This window comes from Pseudarthrobacter sp. Y6 (assembly GCF_050156205.1).
Classification (GTDB): Bacteria; Actinomycetota; Actinomycetes; order Actinomycetales; family Micrococcaceae; genus Arthrobacter.
This window is the reverse complement of sequence record NZ_CP189574.1, coordinates 562,377-577,732: the sequence shown is the minus strand read 5'-3', so window position 1 is coordinate 577,732 and position 15,356 is coordinate 562,377. Positions and strand designations below refer to the sequence as shown.

Below are 15,356 nucleotides of genomic sequence, written 5' to 3'. Positions count from 1 at the left end.
CAGTGTGTCTGACGAGATCAGCTGGACGGGGCCGGTGGTACCAGGCCGCAGGCGTCCGCCTACTCAAAAATCAGTGTTCCCATGGCTCAACAATAGGCAGTTTCAGGCTCGGTTGTGAACCCCCGGTTTCCGGCCCGCGTGTGGGGCCGGGTAGCGGTCTGAAAAGCGGCCGGGACTGGTGCCTGGATGGCCGTGGCGGCCATCACTTTTCCGCGCGATTCAGGGGAAAAATGGACCAAAAAAGGCGTCGTGAACAAAAAGATTCCGTAACGCTGGGCCTGAACCGCCCGAATCCCAGTGATAACGGGGCGAGAGCAGCCAAAAGAAATCCCTGAAAACCGGTGGAAACCGTCTCCGAGGAGGGCACTTTACGGTACAACCCTCTTATTTGCCATGGAATTCGCGTAAAATTGAAGGCCTGCCCAGAGCGGGGCAGCTACAAGTCGCAAGCAAATGACCTCCATAGGAGTCGCCCAAATGCCCACAGACCGAAGCACGACCGACTCTTCAGCAGGCGTGAACAACGCCAGCGGAACCAACAATGCAGTACCTAATAACGCACTACCAAGTGCGCGGAAACCTAAGATCCTTGCACACCGCCGGCTCAAAGAGTCCGACGTGAATGTTGTAAACAAGCCCATGCTGAAAAAAGCGCTCGGCGGAACCATCGTGGGTAACACTATGGAGTGGTTCGACGTCGGCGTATTCGGCTACCTGATCACCACCATGGGACCTGTCTTCCTTCCCGAGGCCGACAAGTCCGTCCAGACGCTGTTCCTGCTTGGAACGTTCGCTGCCACCTTCATTGCCCGTCCACTCGGCGGTGTTGTGTTCGGCTGGCTCGGCGACAAGATCGGGCGGCAAAAAGTACTCGCCGCAACACTGATGATTATGGCTGCGAGCACGTTCGCCGTCGGGCTGTTGCCCGGATACGCCCAGATCGGCATCTGGGCCGCTGCGCTGCTGGTAATCCTGAAGCTCGTACAGGGCTTCTCAACCGGCGGTGAATACGCAGGCGCCACCACGTTCGTGAGCGAATATGCCCCGGATAAGCGCCGTGGATTCTTTGCAAGCTTCCTGGATATGGGCAGCTACCTTGGCTTTGCCCTTGGTGCGGCGCTGGTTTCCGTCTTGCAGCTGACCCTCGGCCAGACCGCCATGGAGGAATGGGGCTGGCGCATTCCGTTCCTGGTTGCGGGTCCCCTGGGCCTCATCGCCATCTACTTCCGGAACAAGATCGAGGAATCCCCCCAGTTCCAGGCCACTCTCGATGCCCAGGAATCCATCGGGCAGGACGCAGCAGCAGCTGACGTGGACGCCGCCAAGACTCCGTTCGGAATCGTCAGGGCCTACTGGCGCTCCCTCATCGTCGCAATGATCCTTGTCGCGGCTGCCAACACCGCCGGCTACGCCCTGACGTCTTACATGCCGACGTACCTCACGGAATCCAAGGGCTACGATCCCGTCCACGGAACGCTGCTGACCATCCCCGTGCTGGTCATCATGAGCCTCTGCATTCCCCTGACCGGGAAGCTGTCTGATCGGATCGGCCGCCGTCCCGTGCTGTGGATCGGCGCCATCAGCACCGTGGTGCTGGCAACCCCGGCGTTCCTCCTGATCGGCATCGGCGACGTCTGGTCCACATTGGCAGGACTTGCCCTGATCGCCTTCCCAGTGACGTTCTACGTTGCGAACCTCGCCTCGGCTTTGCCGGCGCAGTTCCCGACAGCCAACAGGTACAGCGCCATGGGTATCGCCTACAACTTCGCCGTGGCCATCTTCGGCGGGACCACCCCGTTCATCGTTGCCGCGCTGATCACGGCGACCGGCGATGACATGATGCCGGCCTACTACCTGATGGCCACTTCGGCCATCGGCGCAGTGGCGATCTACTTCCTCAAGGAATCGGCGCAGCGCCCGCTGCCGGGCTCGATGCCCAGCGTGGACACCCAGGCGGAGGCACGCGAGCTTGTGGCCACCCAGGACGAGAACCCGCTGATCGATCTGGACGACATGCCGTTCGAAACCCAGGACATCACCGACGCCTCGGCAGCCTCGGCCGCCAAGGTTCCGGCCGGAGTCTAAGCAACAAACCACAACAGCAAACCGGCCTGTCCGGGCCGTCTTGTAGCCCGCGCTCAAAGGCCCGTCCCGCGCGCTTTCCTTGGGGGAAAGCACGCAGGGCGGGCCTTAGCCGTGCCCGGCCCGGCCCAACGACGCCCTGTGACCCACCTAATGGTGGCCATTCCGGGCTTCTGCTAATTTTCGAATACGGGCTTGATTGATAGGTGGTGTTGGCTGTGCGCAGAGTCATGGCCCATGCCCGCACCCTGCACGCTCTGGGCCCGGCGAACAACGACCGGCTTTCGGCCGTACGGGTTGCCCTCAGCGTGGCAGTGCCCTCCCTTGTACTCCTGGCCATTGGCCGCCCCGAGCTCACCATGTACGCAGTGTTCGGCGCCTTGACCGGCATGTACGGACGCTCGGAATCCCATCAGCTTCGTCTCAAGCACCAGTCGCAGGCGGCAGTGGTCCTGGTCAGCGGCATTGCGGTAGGCGTATTCCTGTCCGTCAACCACCTCCACTCCTGGTGGCTGGTCCTGGTGGAGGCTTTGCTGGCCGGTGTTGGCTCCCTGTTCTCCGACAAAGTCCGGCTCAAGCCGAACGGACCGTTCTTCGGCATCCTGGCACTGGGCGCCTGCGCCTCGGTCCCAACGAGTGTGCCTTTCCTGACGGCCGTGCTGATCGGTGCAGCTTCGGCCGGGTTCTCGATCCTGGTGGGCTTCGCCGGCTGGCTGCGGGTCCGGGCCTGGCAGGCGGGCGCCGTGCGGGACGTTCCGCGTCTCGGCGGTGAACTCCGGCAGTCAGCGCTGGTGCACGCCGCCCGCTATATCCTGGCCGTCGGTGCCGCCGGAACCATCGGAGTGCTCAGCGGCAGCGGACACCCGCACTGGGCGATGGCCGCGGCCGCCGTCCCCCTGGCAGGAGCCGACCTGCCCAGCCGCGTCCACCGCGGGATCCACCGCATCGTGGGGACGTTCGTCGGGTTGGCGCTGGTCGCCGTCGTACTTTTCCCGGGGCCGCTCTCCCCGCTGCAGTATTTCCCCGGCCACACCGCCGCCGTGCTGGCGCTGCTGGTGATCGCGTTCCAGTTCCCCACCGAGCTGTTCATGGCGCGGCACTACGGCTGGGCCATGGTCTTCTTCACGCCGGTGATCCTGCTGATGACGCAGCTTGCCGCGCCCGTGGACCCGGGCCTGCTGGTCACCGAACGCGCGGTGGAGACCTTCGTGGGCGCCGTGATCGGCATCGCCGTGGTGGTGGCCGTCCGCGCACCGAGGAAGACTACTGCTTCGGGCGGCGCGGCGGCCCGGACGTAAGCCGCGCCGGCAGCAGGCGCGAGATAGCGGCCACCAGTTTGTAGCGTTTGGTGGGGATCGAGACGCCCTTCCCGCGGGCGTTGTCGGCCAGGCCGTCCCGGACCACCCAGTCCGCCCGCAGCCACATCCAGTGCGGGGCCACCGACTTGTCCATGCCCATGCGGTCGTGGAACTCGGTGTGCGTGAAGCCGGGGCACAGCGCCGTGACGTGCACGCCGCGCGGCCCATACGCCAGGTTGGCCCAGCGGCTGAAGCTGACCTGCCAGGCTTTCGCAGCCGAGTAGCTGCCGCGGTTGGCGAAAGCCGCCACGCTGGCCACGTTGATGATCCGGCCGGAATGCCGTTCCAGCATCCCCTGCAGCGCGGCATGGCAAAGCTCCATGGGGGTCTGCACGTGCAGGCGCAGGTGCCGTTTCTCGTCCTCCAAGGAATTGTTTTCGAACGAATGCAGCAGCCCGATCCCCGCATTGTTCACCAGGACTTCAACCGGCCGAGCAGCGTCCGTGAGGCGCCCGACGACGGCAGCCACCCCGGCGTCGTCCGTCAGGTCGGCGGGCAGCACCTCAGCGGAAACGCTGTAATCACGCTCGAGTTCATCAGCGATCTGCCGGAGCCGGGCGGCGTCGCGGGCCACCAGCACCACGTGGTGGCCTTCCTGCGCGAGCTGGCGGGCGAACTCAGCTCCCAGGCCTGAGGTTGCCCCTGTCACGAGCGCTGTAATGGGTGTCTCCATGCGCCCAGACTAGCGGTGTTATGAAGCCGGCGGCTGGTACAGACCGAAGGCCGAGCCCTGGTCGTCTTTGCACACCTTGAATCTGCCGTACTCCGCCGCGTTGTCCTCCTGGGCCCAGCTCCGTGGCATCCACCGAGCCGCCAAGTTCACGCACCCGGGCCAAGGCGGCGTCGAGGTCCTCCACCCTGAAGAACAGGTAGGGCAGCGCGCCCTTGTCACCGCCGTGCAGCCCGCCGGGGATGCCGGGGGTGCCGATCACGGACCCGCCCTCACCGGACGGTCCGGGGCGTAAAGTCCCGGCGTGACGACGCACGGTCGGCACTCCTGCAAGCCGTTGCGCTGTGCGGGAACGCCGCCGAGCGCGCGGTGCTGGAGCGCAAGGTGGACGAGCTCAGCTGACCCTGGGCTGAGCCCACGGTCCAGCACTCGCAGCGGCCGACCCCGCTGCCGGATTCTGCTCCATCATTCCCTTATGCCCCGGGACCGGGCCCGGAATCACGGGCCCACCCGGCCGAAACCCGCGAAATGATGGAGCAGAATCCGACGCTACGCGAACCTGGCGAGCGGGTTGGCGAGCCGGCCGGCCATCTGCAGCCCTCCGGACGGGTCCGTGAGGTCAAGCATCTGCTGGTTGTTCCGCAGTTGCAGCCGGTTCAGGCACGACAGATCAAAGTCCGCGGCGAACAGGTCGTGGCGGGCGAACTGGTCCGCCAGCTCCGGGTTCTCAGCCTGGTAGTCCTGGATGACCCGCGCGGCCGTACCCCAGAACTCCTCCTCTCTGAGTTTCCCGTCCTCCACCAGCAGGGCACCGAGGAAGCGGAAGATGCAGTCGAACACATCAGTGAAGATGGCCAGCACCTTTTCGCCGTCGGGAATGTCCACCTGGATCCGTGATACCTCCTCGGGCAGGTCCAGCCTGTGCCCCATCACCACGATTTCCTCGGCGATGTCCTTCATAACTGCCCGCACGGGCACGCCGTCCTCCAACACCAGGATCACGTTCTCGCCATGCGGCATAAAGGCGAGTTCGTACCGGTAGAGGCAGTGGACCAGCGGGACGAGGTAAACCTCGAAGTAGCGGCGCAGCCATTCGGCGGGCTCCAGTCCGGAGCGCTCGATCAGGGCAGACACCATCGGCTTGCCGGCCGAATCGACGTGCAGCAAGGACGCCATGGTGGCAAGCTGCTGGCCGTCCTCCAGCAGCGGGAGCGGACTTTCCCTCCACAGCGCAGACAGCATCTTCCCGTAGGGCGAACCTTTGGCGGCCGCGGCCTCGTAGTAGCTGTTGTGGTAACCGATCGCAGCGATCTCGCTGATCATGGCCAGGCCGCGCTTCTGCAGGGCTTCGTCTGACCGGATCAGGTCCTGCAGCCAGTCATTGATGGCGGGAGTTGCCTTCATGTACTGCGGCGAGAGTCCCCGCATAAAGCCCATGTTCAGGACGGACATCGCCGTCTTGACGTAGCTCTTGGCGGGCGCGGCCGTGTTGAAGAACGTGCGGATGGACTGCTGGGCCTGGTAAATGTCTGCACCTGTCCCCAGGTGGATGATGTGCTGCTGGGCGATTTCGGCAGCGAACGTCACGGTGAGTTTGTTCTCCCACTGCCAGGGATGCACCGGCATCAGGAAGTACTGTGCGGGGTCCACACCCTGGGCCGCGAATTCGTCGTCAATCGACTGCAGCGCAGCGGCGCCGAGCTCGGCCTCCAGGTGGGCGCGGTAGTCCAGCCCGGCGCTGGCAGTGAAGACAGCCTTGCTGCGATGGACTCCGATCCACTCCAGGCGGACGGGAGCTCCGGTCTCCGGCGCGAACGCCCGGTAGTCACTGATGCCGAAGCCCAGCCGGCCGTTGTTGGCCACGAAACACGGGTGGCCCTCAGTCATGCTGCGTTCGATGGCCTGGAAGTCGGCGGCGGGGTCGGTGCCGCCCGTGACTCCTGCCGCGAGTTCCTCTGCGGACGGCTGTCCCAGCCATTGCTTGTAGGAGTGGCCAGCCAGCGTGCTGCTGACCTCCTCGAGGTATACCGGGAGCATCTCCTCGCGGATCCCCAACGTGTCCTTGAACTCGGTAATGAAGCGCAGGGCATCGGGGGCGGCATCCTCCCCGCTGCGCGTGCAGTGGATGGATACGGGGTCCACCGACCAGTGCTCCAGCTCAAGCACGCGGGCCGTGAACGAGTATGCCGTGAGGCCGTCGTCGCTGCGGACCACGTACACCGCGGGCTCCTCCGGACCTGTGGCACCCCCGCCGGAGCCAAGGCGCTGCGGCTCCAGGATGCGTTCGTGCAGGAATTCGGCGAGCGCCTTGCGGACCAGGTGGCGGTTGGCCGCAGCCCAGCGCTCCGGCGCGAGGTGGGGAACCGTATTGGCGGTGCTGTCCGGCCTATCGGCGGCGGCGTCAATGTCGGCGGGGTCAACGACAGCGGGGTCCAGCTCGATGGTGGTCACAGTGATGCTCCCTGGTGGATCGGGGCGGAAAGGTCATGGGAATGGTCTTGGGCGTGGTCTTGGGGGTGGCGCAGGCCTTCGCGCGCCGCGAGGTAGTCCTGGCGTGTGCAGAAGCTGAGCAGCGCTTCCTTGTCCGGCAGGTTGACCACCCCCGCCGGCTGGAAGCCCAGCCGCTCGTTAAGCACATGGATCTTCAAGTTTCTGGAGTCTGGTTCCACCACCACGCGTTCCACGCCTGGTTTTTCGAACAACCGTTCCAGTACGGCGTCCATCACCGCGGCCGTGTACCCCGGTTCGGGATCTCCCGACGGCGGCGCCACCAGAAGGTGCATGCCGATGTCGCCTTCCTGCACGGCATAGACCGCGGCCAGCGGCGAGGCGGCCGGCAGGTATTCCTCCATCAGGAAGACGGGGACGCCGTCGTCGTTAATCCCCAGCAAGGCATGGTGATGCCCCGTTGCCTGGATTTTCGAGTATTCCTCCACTACGCCGTCAACTGTGGCGGACAGCATCCCCCAGAACGACGCGTACGGTTGGGTGACCCAGCTGTGGAGGAGGGGTGCATCGGCAACGGCGTCAACACAGCGGAACGAGTAGCTCATGCGGACGCCTCCGCTGTCTGGATGGGAGCCGGTTCGGCGCTGAGTCCGGCCGGACCGGAGACTGAACCGGAGACCGGGCCCGCAGCATTTGGAACACTATGCGGCGGGCCGAACTGCTGGAACGCGATGCTGCGCTCCACGGGATAGACCTCGCGGCCGGTGATCTCACGCAGGATGCACGAATTGCGGTAGGCAGCCATGCCGAGGTCCGGGGTGACAAAGCCGTGCGTGTGCAGCTCGGCGTTCTGGACGAAAATTTCATCGGGTTCGACGCCGGTGCTGTAGTTGCGTGCCACGGCGAGCCGACCCGCTGTGTCCCTGGCAATCCGGTCCTGGATGCCGGCCAGGAAGTCCGGCTCCCGGTACGTGTAGCCGGTGGCGAGGATCACTGCTTCGCTGTCCAGTACGTAATCAGCGCCCTGTTCCTCGTGCCGGAGCTGCAGGGTGTGGGAACCGGCGGCGGGATCCCACACGGCGCCCGTGAGCGACGAATGCGTCAGCAGCTGGGTGTCCACCATGCCGGAGAGGCTCTTGGTGTACAGGAGGTCGTAGATGGCATCGATCAGCTCGGAGTTGATGCCTTTGTACAGGTTCTTCTGGCTCTTGATGAGGCCGTCGCGCTGGTCCTGAGGCAGTCCGTGGAAGTAATCCACGTACTCCGGCGAGGTCATCTCCAGCGTGAGCTTGGTGTACTCCAGCGGGAAGAAACGCCCGGACCTGGTGACCCAGTTCAGCTGGTAGCCATAGGTTTCCATGTCCTGCAGGAGCTCGTAGTAGATTTCCGCGGCGCTCTGGCCGCTGCCCACGATGGTGATGCTGCGTTTGGCCTGCAGCTCGCTCTTCCTCGACAGGTAGTCGGCGTTGTGGAGGACAAGTCCCCCGCCGTTCGCGGCCGCCTCGACTATTCCGTCACAGGCCGCCGGCACGTACGGCGAGGTGCCGGTGCCCAGCACCAGCCGCCTCGCCAGCAGCACCTCGGGCCCGTCCGGACCTTCCACCGAAAGGCAGTACACGCCGGCGTCGTACGTTAAATCCAGCACAGCTGTGCTAAAACGGACGGACCGCAGCTGGCCGGCCACCCACTGGCAGTACTGGTTGTACTCCGCGCGCAGCGGATAGAAGTTTTCTCGGATATAGAACCGGTAGAGCCGCCCGGTCTGCTTGAGGAAATTCAGGAACGAATACGGCGAGGTGGGGTCGGCCAGTGTCACCAGGTCCGCCATAAACGGCACCTGGAGATGGGCCGGCTCCAGCATCATGCCGGGGTGCCAGTCGAAGGATTCCCGCTGCTCCAGGAAGACGCCGTCCAGCCCGTCCACCGGCTCGCTGAGGGCGGCGAGCCCCAGGTTGAAGGGCCCGACGCCGATCCCGGCGAAGTCGAAAATGCGCGGTTCGGTGGAGGTGCTCATGCGGACACCTCGCTGGTGCTGGGGCTGGCACTGTCGCTGGCCAGCAGCTGCGCGCCGGAGCGGCGCAGCAGCTCGATGATCCCGCTGATGTCCTCCAGGGTCGCTTCGGCGTTGAGGAGGGTGAACTTCAGGTAGTGCCTGCCGGCCACCTTGGTGCCAGCCACCACGGCCTGCCCGGACGCGAAGACCGCCGCGCGGATGGCCGGGTTGAGGGTATCGGCCGCATCCTCGGAAAGCCGGCCGTGAGCATCGGTGAGACCGGCAGCGGCAAGGCCGGCAGGCGCATCAGTGCCGGACACAGTGCCGGACACGCGGGGCCGGTACCGGAAGACCAGCGTGCTGAGCTGCGGGTGGGCGGCGAGCTCGAAGTCGTCGTCGGCCGCCAGCACTGATCCCACGCGGGCGGCGAGATCGATCGCTTCATCAAACAGGGCGCCGATCGCATCCGCTCCCATGATGCGCAGTGTCAGCCACAGCTTAAGTGCGTCAAAGCGGCGCGTGGTCTGGATGCTCTTGTCCACCTGGTTGGGGATCTCGGCCAGGGCGGCGCTTTCCGGGTTCAGGTAGTCCGCGTAGTAGGTGACGTGCTGCAGCATGGCGCGGTCGCGGACCAGCAGGGCACTGGAGCTGACGGGCTGGAAGAACGTTTTGTGGAAGTCCACGGTGACGGAATCGGCCAGGCGGGTCCCGTCCAGCAGGTGGCGGTAGCGGCCGGAAACCATCAGCCCGCCGCCATAGGCCGCGTCAATGTGGAACCAGGCACCGTAGGCGCGGGCCAGGGCGGCAAGGTCTGCGAGCGGGTCCACCGCACCGAAGTCGGTGGTCCCGGCGGTGGCCACAACCGCCATCGGCACCAGCCCGGTGTCGTGCGTTTCCGCCATGGCCTCCGCGAGCGCTGCAGGGTCCATCTTGTGGTCCGCGGCGCACGGGACGGAGATTACGGCGTCGAAGCCCATGCCCAGCATGGACGCGGACTTCTGGATGCTGAAGTGGCTGTCTGCTGATGTGAAAATCCGCAGTTTTTCGAGCAGCGCGGGCAGTCGGAGTCCGGCGTTGGCCGGTTCCTGCCGCAGCCCGGCAACGGCGTGGTTGCGGGCGATCAGCAGTGCCTGCAGGTTGGATTGGCTGCCGCCGGAGGTGAACACGCCGTCGGCTGCCGCCCCCAGCTGCAGGCGTTCGGCGGTCCAGTCGATGAGCCGGCGCTCGATCATGGTGGCCCCGGCGCTCTGGTCCCAGGTGTCCATCGAGGAGTTCACCGCGGACAAGACGGCCTCCCCTACCAGCGCGGGGATCACCACCGGGCAGTTCAGGTGGGCCGCGTACTTCGCATCGTGGAAGTAGATGGCGTCCCGGAGGTAGACGGTCTCAAGCTCCTCCAGCGCCGCGGCGGTGTCCGGGAGCGGCTGGTCCAGGTCCACGGCGCCGATGCGCGCCTTCATTTCTGCAGGCCCGACGCCGGTGAACGGCCGGGTGGTGCGGTCCAGCCTGGTGGCCACGGCGTTGACGCCCTGCAGCACCTGCACCACGTACCGGGTGGAGTTCCGGGTGTTGAACAGATGGTTGGTGGCAGCGAGGGCCAGCTCCACACGGGAACCGAAATCCTGCCCGGGCGGGGTTTCGCTCACCCGATTTTCGTCCACGTACATCTCATCAACACGGGGCAGCAGCGGCACAGTGGTCATCCTTAGTTCGACGTTGGGGGGCTTTAGCAAGGCAAGCCTTACTTAGGTAAACCTTTTCGTCAAACTTTAGTGACTTATTTATCTGAACAGGCGTTCGTCGAGTCGTGTGCGCGTCATTGACTGGCCCCGATCGCTAATCGGGTGCAAAATACTCCGCGCGAACGGACACTTGAGGCCCTCCGGAGGAAAGTTTCCGGGGCTTAAGTGACCGCTCGCGCCCACGGAGAGGGGCTTAAGTGACCGCTCGCGCTAGTTGTCCGGCCAGTCGATGTGCTGTTCGTAGCCCTCGTGGGCGCGGAGGTAGCCGGCAATGAATGGGCAATGCGGGATGATCCGTTTGCCGGAAGCCACCACGTCGTCGAGCGCGAAATGGGCCAGCACTTTGCCCAGGCCCTGGCCCTTGAAGTCCTCGGCGGTGTCGGTGTGGAGGAAATCCACGTGTCCGGGCAGATCCCGGAAGAAGGACTGGACGGCGATCTTCCCGCCCACCCGCAGCTCGTAGCGGTGATGCTCGTCATCCCTGGACAGCGAGACGTCAGGGCTGAACTTGTCCTCTGTGGAAATCATGTTCTCAGTCATGGTTCGACATTGGCACTACTTGGCCCCGCTGGCAATGGCCCGTCACGCTGGCTGCCGACATGGTCCACCGGTTCGGCGCGGACATCGCCGGGGACGCGTTCCGGCATCCTGCCCAGCAACAGCACGGCCAACACAAAGCATGCTGCGCCGCCTCCGAGCAGGCCCAGCGTCAGGCCGTTGAGGGCAGCGTCCGCCACCGGAATGAAGACGACGACGGCGGCCGTCACCACCGCGGCGGCGGGCCGGCCGCGGGTGTGGACAGACGCCGTCGGACGTTCCTCAAGGCGGCCAAACACGGCCAGCACGGGGAGCAGCAGGGCGACAACCCCCAGGAGGACGAGCGGACGGGCCCACCACCATTCAGCGGTGCCTGCCGCGGGCTTGGGGAAGTCGGTGAGGAGCAGGAGCCCGGACATGGCCACGAGCAGCGGCAGGTGCCAGAGGTACACGGTCATGGAGCGGCGGCCGGCAACCATGACCACCGCGCGGATCCAGCGCACGCCGGAAACCCAGCCGAGCCCCGACCGGAAAAGCTGGAGAGCGGCAGCCTGGGAGACGCCCAAGAGCAGCAGGCAGAGGTTGGGCGGGTTGAGGTTGACCAGCATGTTTCCCGAGTAGAGACCCAGGCCGGTGACCAGCCCGAGCAGCAGGTTTGCCGCCAGGATGAGCCCAACCAGGCCGGAGCGCGTGAGCATGGCGAGGTGACCGTCGGCCATCAGGAAACCGAGCTGCTGCACGGCGCACCACAGGAAGACAAGATTTGCGTAGGCGAGCATCGGGAGCACTCCACGGAAGCAGTCGACGGCCACCACCAGGGCCGCCAAGGCGGCAAACGTCAGCCAGGGCGCGCGGTCATGGAACCGGCCCAGCAACGGGATGTTGAGCTGGGCTGCTAGGTAGGCGGCGAGGAACCACAGGGGCATGCCGGCTCCGGTGGCCATCAACTGGACCACCTGGGGGTCCACGCCGAGCAGCAGCGCCGCCGAGAGGCCCAGGAACATCATCGCCAGGAGAGCCGCCGCCGGGCGGACCAGCCGCAAGAGCCGTGCCTGGGCAAACTCGAAGCCGGTTCCGCCGCGGGCCTTCAGCCGCTGCCAGGACTGCAGGCCGGTGGTGCCGCCGGTCACGAAGAACAGCGGCATCACCATAAAGATCCAGATGACCGGCACGAACCAAGGCTGATCGCCCAGCGTGTTTTCCGTGGTCACGGTGCCGTCCGCGTGCAGGACGGGGCTGACCATCATGCAGTGGCCCACCACCACCAGGGCCAGGCAGACAAACCGGACAAGGTCGATCACCAGGTCGCGCTGGACCGCCTGCTCACCCTGTGGGGCCTGCATGGACCGTCTGGCCGGCCCATGCCGAGGGGTTGAATCCTCTTCCTTCACACCACTCACGTGCAGTCCCTACAAGCGCCGATGCTGTTGTTGACTCAATTGTCCGCCCGCGATGCGCTCCCGGCCAGAAGGCGTGCTCCCGGCGAGGAGGCGTGCTCCCGGCGAGGAGGCTGGGCAGCGCTTCAGCAGTGGTCGCCTAAGCCGCGACGCTCAGCCAGTAACGGCCAGCAACCCAAGCACGACGGCGAGCAACGGCGTCGCGCCTTGAGTTGCGGCGGCGCGGAGGTACTTTTTCCCACTGAGTGCCAGCACCACGGCGGCGAGCAGCATGGAGCCGCAGCAGCTGAAGATCAGCGTCCAGCCGATGACCTGCTGCGCCGAAGCGTCGGGGCCAAGCGCCACGCAGCCCACTCCGATGAACGCGCCGATGGCCAGGAACAGGTTGTAGAAGCCTTGGTTGTAGGCGAGGGGTTTGGTGGTCTCGGCGTCGGCCTGGGAGGCGAGGCCGAAGCGCTTCCACGTGGCCGGAGTGGTCCACGTGAGGGATTCCATGGTGAAGATGTACACGTGGAGCGCGGCGGCAATGAACGCAAAAAGGAGGGAGACCAGGATCATGTGCTGATCCTAGCCTCCCCGCTCACCTGCACCCCGGAGTTTTTGTCCAGATAATGCGACTTGCTCGCCTGCGAAGTCGCTTTAGCTGGACAAAAACTCTCAGCGGGTGAGCATGCCCAACGCCGACGTGGCGAATTCCCTGGCCGAACTGTTCCAGTGGCCCAGCAGGCCCTGGAGGTTCTCGCCGTCGGCCCGGTGCGCCGGCAGCTGTTCCTGGAGCGTGGACAGCACGCCGGCACGGAGTTCGGTATTGAAGTTCACCTTGCCCACGTTCATCGCGGCAGCCTTGACCAGCTCCCCCGCCGGGATGCCGGACGCGCCGTGGAGCACCAGCGGGATATGCGTCCGCACGGCAATGTCCTGCAGGACATCCCAGCGGAGCTGCGGCTCGCCCTTGTACTTGCCGTGGACGTTCCCCACCGCAACAGCCAGCAGTTCAGCGCCGGTCCGGGCCACAAAGTCCTCCACCTGGGCAGAGTCCGTCAGGCCAGCCACTGCCACACCGGCCTCGTCCGCGCCGAAGGCCCGGTCCTCGTCGCCGGCCAGGCCGCCGAGTTCCGCTTCAAGCACGACGTCGGCACCCAGTACAGCGCGCGCCTCGCGGACCAGCGCAATGTTGTCCTCATACGGCAGTGACGAGCCGTCCGCGAGGACCGAATCCGCCCCCGCTGCGACGGCGTCGGCCATCTCCTTGAGGTCTGTCGCGTGGTCCAGCTGGACCACCACCGGAACGGACGCGCCATCCGCCAGGCCGCGGAGCGCGGCGATCAGCCGCAGGCCGTTGGACGTGGCGGCCGTTTTGGGAGCCACCAGCAGGATGACCCCGTGGCCCGCATCCTCGGCCGCGCCCACAACGGCGAGCGCGGTGGTGAAGTCGTAGCAGGTGAAGGCGGGAACGGCCGAGCCCTGCTGGAGGGCTGTGGTGACCAGGTAGTCGAGTCGGGTGCGCATCAGACGCTCAGGCCTCCCACCAGGATCCAGGCCACGAAGGTCAGGAGGAAGCCAGCCACGCCCAGGACGGTGGTGAGGACGGTCCAGGTCTTGAGGCCATCCGAGACGGTGAGGCCGTAGTAGCGCACCACTGTCCAGAAGCCGGCGTCGGTCACGTGGGACAGGCCCAGCGAGCCGAAGCCGATGGCGATCACGATGACGGCGATCTGCGCCGGCGAGTAGCCGCCTTCCATCACGGCGGAGGTCAGCAGGCCGGTGGTGGTGACGATGGCGACGGTCGCCGAACCCTGGGCTGCTCGCAGTGCCAGGGAGATGACGAAGCCGAGCACAATCACCGGCAGGCCCAGGTGGTCCAGCGTCTGGGACAGCGCGGCACCGATACCGGAGGTCCGCAGGACCTCACCAAACACGCCGCCGGCCGCGACAACCATCAGGATGGACGCGATGGGAGGCAGTGCGCCTTCGAAGATCTCGCCGGTTTCCTTCAGGGACCAGTTGCGGCGGACCGCCAGCAGGAAGAAGGACAGTGCCACGGCCACCAGGAGGGCGAAGAACGGGTTGCCGATGAAGGCCGCCAGCCCGTACCAGGAGTTGTCTTGGGGATGGTGAGCGTGCCCAGGGTGCCGATGAGGATCTGCACGATCGGGGCGGCGATGAGGAAGATGATCAGGGCCGGGCGCGGCGGGGCGATGCCTACGGCGCCGGGGCCTTGGTGGCCGACCTTCACCAGGGAGTCGGAGCCGAATTCGTCCACCTGGGCCTTGACGCCGGGGAGGAGCTCGTACTCCTTGCGGTTCATGATGCTGGCAACCCAGTAGGACAGGAATCCGAGCGGGATGCAGATGAGCAGCGAGATCAGCGTGATGAGCCCGATGTCGGCGCCGAACACGCCGGCGCCTGCCACGATGCCCGGGTGCGGCGGCACGGCGACGTGGATGGAGAGCATGATGCCGGCCATCGGCAGGCCGAACTTGACCGGGTGCACGTTGGCGATCTTCGCAAAGGCGTAGACGATCGGGACGAGCACAATGATGCCCACCTCGAAGAACACGGGGATGGCCACCAGGAAGCCGACGGCGGTGAGGGCCACTGCGACGCGCTTGGCGCCGAGCTTCTCGGTGAAGTGCGCGGCGAGCGACTGGACGCCGCCGGAAACCTCGATCATCCGGCCAAGGACGGCGCCGAGCGCGATCAGCAGGGCTACCTTGCCCATGGTTCCGCCCACACCGTTGGCGACGACGGTGAAGACGTCCTTCAGCGGGATCTGCGAGGCCACGGCCACGGCGATGCTCACGGTCAGCAGGGCCACAAAGGCCTGGATCTTGAAGCGGATGATCATCACCAGCAGGACGGCGATGCCAACGGCCGCAATGGTGAGGAGCAGCGGAGTGCCAAGTTCTACTGCCGGTTTGATGGCGGGGGCGTCGGCCGCCCGCACCATCAGGGGGTTCATCAGGTGGTTCATGACGGTGTCTCCTTTGACGAGCCAGTCTTCCAGAAGACGGGCAATCAGGCGCTAACTGTTTCTGTTGGGGAACGCTGGAAGATACGACGACGGCGGAGGGGGGACCGCCGTCGTCGTACGTCCGGATCTTGGAGTTTTTGTCCACTTATCGCGAC

Annotated in this window: 12 protein-coding genes and 1 pseudogene; 3 read left to right on the top strand and 10 right to left on the bottom strand. The window is 65.7% G+C overall.

Features of this window, described 5'->3' with window-relative positions:
* Window positions 1–477: 477 nt before the first annotated feature.
* Together ACQCSW_RS02785 and ACQCSW_RS02780 are read left to right on the top strand one after the other, a co-directional pair.
* Window positions 478–2,085: an MFS transporter gene (locus ACQCSW_RS02785; protein WP_426989400.1), complete on the top strand. Its 1,608-nt coding sequence runs from the start codon at window positions 478–480 to the stop codon at window positions 2,083–2,085.
* Between the two features lie 215 nt (window positions 2,086–2,300).
* Window positions 2,301–3,380 (top strand): FUSC family protein, encoded by a 1,080-nt coding sequence (locus ACQCSW_RS02780; RefSeq protein ID WP_426989399.1) that lies wholly within the window; start codon window positions 2,301–2,303, stop codon window positions 3,378–3,380.
* On the opposite strand, the gene ACQCSW_RS02775 is transcribed toward ACQCSW_RS02780, so the two are convergent.
* Window positions 3,346–4,113, bottom strand: coding sequence for an SDR family NAD(P)-dependent oxidoreductase (locus tag ACQCSW_RS02775; protein ID WP_426989398.1), 768 nt, complete (start codon window positions 4,111–4,113; stop codon window positions 3,346–3,348). The genes ACQCSW_RS02780 and ACQCSW_RS02775 overlap by 35 nt on opposite strands.
* Before the next feature lie 67 nt (window positions 4,114–4,180).
* On the opposite strand from ACQCSW_RS02775, the gene ACQCSW_RS02770 reads away from it, so the two are divergent.
* Window positions 4,181–4,405 (top strand): hypothetical protein, encoded by a 225-nt coding sequence (locus ACQCSW_RS02770; protein WP_426989397.1) that lies wholly within the window; start codon window positions 4,181–4,183, stop codon window positions 4,403–4,405.
* A 254-nt stretch (window positions 4,406–4,659) separates the two neighbouring features.
* On the opposite strand, the gene ACQCSW_RS02765 is transcribed toward ACQCSW_RS02770, so the two are convergent.
* The 9 genes and pseudogenes from ACQCSW_RS02765 to ACQCSW_RS02725 all read right to left on the bottom strand — a co-directional run bounded on the left by ACQCSW_RS02765 (window position 4,660) and on the right by ACQCSW_RS02725 (window position 15,201).
* Window positions 4,660–6,516 carry an IucA/IucC family protein gene (locus tag ACQCSW_RS02765; RefSeq protein WP_426990605.1) on the bottom strand — a complete coding sequence of 619 codons (1,857 nt, stop codon included), beginning with the start codon at window positions 6,514–6,516 and terminating at the stop codon, window positions 4,660–4,662.
* Window positions 6,517–6,557: 41 nt separating this feature from the next.
* Window positions 6,558–7,163 carry a GNAT family N-acetyltransferase gene (locus ACQCSW_RS02760; RefSeq protein ID WP_426989396.1) on the bottom strand — a complete coding sequence of 202 codons (606 nt, stop codon included), beginning with the start codon at window positions 7,161–7,163 and terminating at the stop codon, window positions 6,558–6,560.
* Complete coding sequence (locus tag ACQCSW_RS02755; protein WP_426989395.1) at window positions 7,160–8,572, bottom strand: lysine N(6)-hydroxylase/L-ornithine N(5)-oxygenase family protein; 1,413 nt, start codon at window positions 8,570–8,572, stop codon at window positions 7,160–7,162. The genes ACQCSW_RS02760 and ACQCSW_RS02755 overlap by 4 nt, the downstream gene beginning before the upstream one ends.
* Entirely contained in the window at window positions 8,569–10,218 is a 1,650-nt protein-coding gene (locus ACQCSW_RS02750; RefSeq protein WP_426990604.1) for a pyridoxal phosphate-dependent decarboxylase family protein, read from the bottom strand. Before ACQCSW_RS02750 ends, ACQCSW_RS02755 begins: the two co-directional genes overlap by 4 nt.
* A gap of 285 nt (window positions 10,219–10,503) precedes the next feature.
* Window positions 10,504–10,833, bottom strand: a complete 330-nt coding sequence (locus ACQCSW_RS02745; protein WP_354250032.1) for a GNAT family N-acetyltransferase — start codon at window positions 10,831–10,833, stop codon at window positions 10,504–10,506.
* Window positions 10,830–12,173 (bottom strand): acyltransferase family protein, encoded by a 1,344-nt coding sequence (locus ACQCSW_RS02740; RefSeq protein WP_426989394.1) that lies wholly within the window; start codon window positions 12,171–12,173, stop codon window positions 10,830–10,832. The genes ACQCSW_RS02745 and ACQCSW_RS02740 overlap by 4 nt, the downstream gene beginning before the upstream one ends.
* Before the next feature lie 207 nt (window positions 12,174–12,380).
* Complete coding sequence (locus ACQCSW_RS02735) at window positions 12,381–12,785, bottom strand: DUF1304 domain-containing protein (RefSeq protein ID WP_426989393.1); 405 nt, start codon at window positions 12,783–12,785, stop codon at window positions 12,381–12,383.
* A gap of 99 nt (window positions 12,786–12,884) precedes the next feature.
* Window positions 12,885–13,736: a class II fructose-bisphosphate aldolase gene (locus ACQCSW_RS02730; RefSeq protein ID WP_426989392.1), complete on the bottom strand. Its 852-nt coding sequence runs from the start codon at window positions 13,734–13,736 to the stop codon at window positions 12,885–12,887.
* Window positions 13,736–15,201, bottom strand: a pseudogene (locus tag ACQCSW_RS02725) (GntP family transporter). The gene ACQCSW_RS02730 and the pseudogene ACQCSW_RS02725 overlap by 1 nt, the downstream one beginning before the upstream one ends.
* Window positions 15,202–15,356 lie beyond the last annotated feature (155 nt).